Source organism: Arthrobacter humicola (assembly GCF_039531445.1).
Taxonomy (GTDB): domain Bacteria; phylum Actinomycetota; class Actinomycetes; order Actinomycetales; family Micrococcaceae; genus Arthrobacter; species Arthrobacter humicola.
The window spans coordinates 1-2,905 of the sequence record NZ_BAAAQB010000027.1 but is presented as its reverse complement, the minus strand read 5'-3'; the positions used below and the strand labels follow the sequence as shown (position 1 = coordinate 2,905).

Annotated in this window: 2 protein-coding genes; one reads left to right on the top strand and one right to left on the bottom strand. The window is 64.4% G+C overall.

The features are described 5' to 3' along the window. Positions 1 to 299: 299 nt before the first annotated feature. Entirely contained in the window at positions 300 to 1,406 is a 1,107-nt protein-coding gene (locus tag ABD243_RS09450) for an IS110 family RNA-guided transposase (RefSeq protein WP_344364723.1), read from the bottom strand. 326 nt (positions 1,407 to 1,732) lie between these two features. On the opposite strand from ABD243_RS09450, the gene ABD243_RS09445 reads away from it, so the two are divergent. Further along, positions 1,733 to 2,803, top strand: coding sequence for an IS110 family RNA-guided transposase (locus ABD243_RS09445; RefSeq protein WP_344364721.1), 1,071 nt, complete (start codon positions 1,733 to 1,735; stop codon positions 2,801 to 2,803). Positions 2,804 to 2,905: the final 102 nt, after the last annotated feature.

The following is a 2,905-nucleotide window of genomic DNA, read 5'->3' as shown; positions in this document are numbered from 1 at the left end:
CTGATATGTAGTTCTGGTTGTCAAGAGGCATAGATGAGCGGCTCCTGGGATTTGGTTCCGGGGCCGCTCATCTGGTGCCTGCCGGTCCGTGGTGAAGGGTGTTGGCGGGTCGTTGTCGACTGCAGTGTCAGACTGATATTCGCGGGTTGGCTACCGCATGACGATTGTTCGGCTGGAGCGTTTCGGTGTCTAGGATCGAGCGTCGACGGGGCCGGGCCGTCTGCTCATAGAACTCTCCCGGGTTAGCTCCTGGTGCTGCCATCACACGTCCACGCCGTCCCGGTGGCACGTTCATGGGTTCAGGCCGCGTTCATGCGTTCTCCTCGCTGGAGCGGGGCTGCCAGTGACCAGCACCAGCCGGCGAGCTCGCGGGCGACCGCAGTGTTGGCCTTGACCGGCATCTTGTCGCGCTCATCGAAGTGCTCCCACTTGCGGTGCAGCCGGTGATTTCCTTCCAGGGCGCGGATGCGTGTCGCCGGGGCGACGAGGTCAAGTTGGCGCAGCAGCCGTTCCCCGGGCCGGGCATAGGGGCGCCGGTGCTGCCAGGCGGCCTCGATGAGGAGTTTGCGGGCGTAGGTGTTCCCTGCCTTGGTGATCGGGCCCTGGTGCCGGGACTGGCCGGAGGATTGCTCGCTGGGGACCAGGCCGAGATAGGAGCCGATGGTTGAGCCGGTGAACCGGTTCCAGTCGCCGATCTCCACGGCGAGGCCGTACGCGGTCGTGATCTGGATGCCGCGCAGACACATCAGCGCGTCAATGACCGGGGTGTAGCGGCACGCAGCGGCCGTGGCGGTGACCTGCTTGTCGATCCGTGCCAGGTGGGCGGCCAGCAGTTCGGCCTGTTCGACATCGGCCTGATAGCTGAACTGGAGGGCGGGTTCGTCAAAGTGCTGTCGGTGCAGCCACAGACGGTGTTCCTTCGTCCACCGGGTGTCTTTAGGGTAGCGGATGCCGTGGCGCAGCAGGATGGCGTTCACGTGCTGGCGGGCGTGCGCGAGGTCCTTGGCCGCGCCGGAGCGCAGCCGGGACAAATCCCGCAGCGCTTCTTCGTCAGGGTCCGGGATGCGCACCTCGGTGACCGAGCCGACCGCGAGCATTTCGGCCAGCACCCGGGCGTCCCGCCGGTCGGTTTTCACCCGGTCCCCGGGGGCGCGCAACAGTTTCGAGGACGCCGTGACGACGCAGTCGATCCCCGCGGCCCGCAGGTGGCGGGCCAGGACAAACCCTGTGGGGCCCGATTCGTAGACGACCTTGACCGGCGGCTCGAACCGGCGGACCCACTCCAGCACCACGGCCGGATCGGCGGTCATCGTGTGTCGTGTGATTTCGCCGGTGTCCGGGTTCAGCGCATGGCCAACGACGTTGACCGCGTGAACATCCAGACCGATGAAAGTATGCTCGAACATAGCCGGGACCTCCCAACTTCACATGTGGCTGTGAGTCTTGCAGTGGCTGGTCCGGGACTGGCTGGCAGGGTTGGTGTTGGTCGTCTGTTCCTCGTTGTGACCCGACATGTGGCTGGCCCCACGCGGGCCTTTGAAGTGATTTGTCCGGCTTGGGGCAAACGGCCGACACCGACCTGTGGTCCGCCTCTATGGCCTGATTAGAAGATTGCCCGACCCACCGGGCCGTGGCCCATCACAGTCCTGCCTTGAAGTGTCACCTTCCCAGATCGACGCCGGCCGAGCGACGACCGCTCATTGTCCGCATTTGAGGAAGGAACACGACCGCGATGGCCATTGTCGCCCATACGCACCAGTTCGTCATTGGCGTGGACACCCATGCCCGAACCCATACCTTTGCCATACTCGTCGCGTCTACCGGCGAGCAGACCGCCTGCGAGCAGTTCCCCGCTACAAACGCAGGTATGAGCCGTGCCCTTGCTTGGGCCGGGCGCCAAACCAGCGGCGAAACGGAAGTGTTATGGGCCGTTGAAGGAATCGGGACCTATGGTGCCCGGCTGGCTGACGCCGTCGCCGCGGCCGGCTATCAAGTGGTCGAAGCGCCACGAATGAACGCGCGAAACAGGCACGGGAAAGGAAAATCGGATCCGTTCGACGCTCGTGCAATCGCTCTTGCCGCGTTGTCCGTGGATCTCAGATCGCTTCGTCATCCGCGTGAGAACGCCGGGATCCGGGCCGCGCTGCGGTTTCTGGTGTCCGCGCGCGATCAGATGACGGGTGAACGGACCGCGACTGTCAACGCACTCACCGCGCTCGTGAGGGCCGCGGATCTGGGAATTGACGCTCGAACGGCGCTGGCGGCCGCCCAGATCGGAGAGATCTCCCGATGGCGGCCCCGTGATGAGGACATTGCATTGACCATTGCCCGGGAAGAAGCTGTCCGTCTCGCCAAACGAATCATCGCACTGGATGGCGAATTGAAAGCCAATCAGGTTCGGCTGAATGAGCTTATCCAAAGCAGCATGGCCGCGCCGCTCTTGGAGAAGACCGGAATCGGCCCTCTTACCGCAGCGGTGGTGATCACTGCATGGTCGCATCCCGGGCGAGTCCGGTCAGAGGCGGCCTTCGCCGCCCTTGCAGGGGTGAATCCCATCCCTGCTTCGTCAGGAAACACGGTCCGGCACCGGCTCAACCGCGGCGGCGACCGCCGCCTCAACCAGGCCCTCCACATGGCAACGATCGTGAGAATGACCCACGACCCCGACACGCGTGCATACGTCGAGCGCCGATTAGCAGAGGGCCGCACCAAACGGGAGATCCGACGATGCCTCAAACGCTACCTGGCCCGACACCTCTACCGTGCGCTGAATACCCTCCATGCCCAATCCGCGACACCTTGACAGATATAGAAGAGTCACTACCATTGCACCCCCGACAGGGCCGCGCAGGCCACGGGAGCCGCTAATGGCAACCCACGGACGCTGTGAAACAGAAGGCCCCGG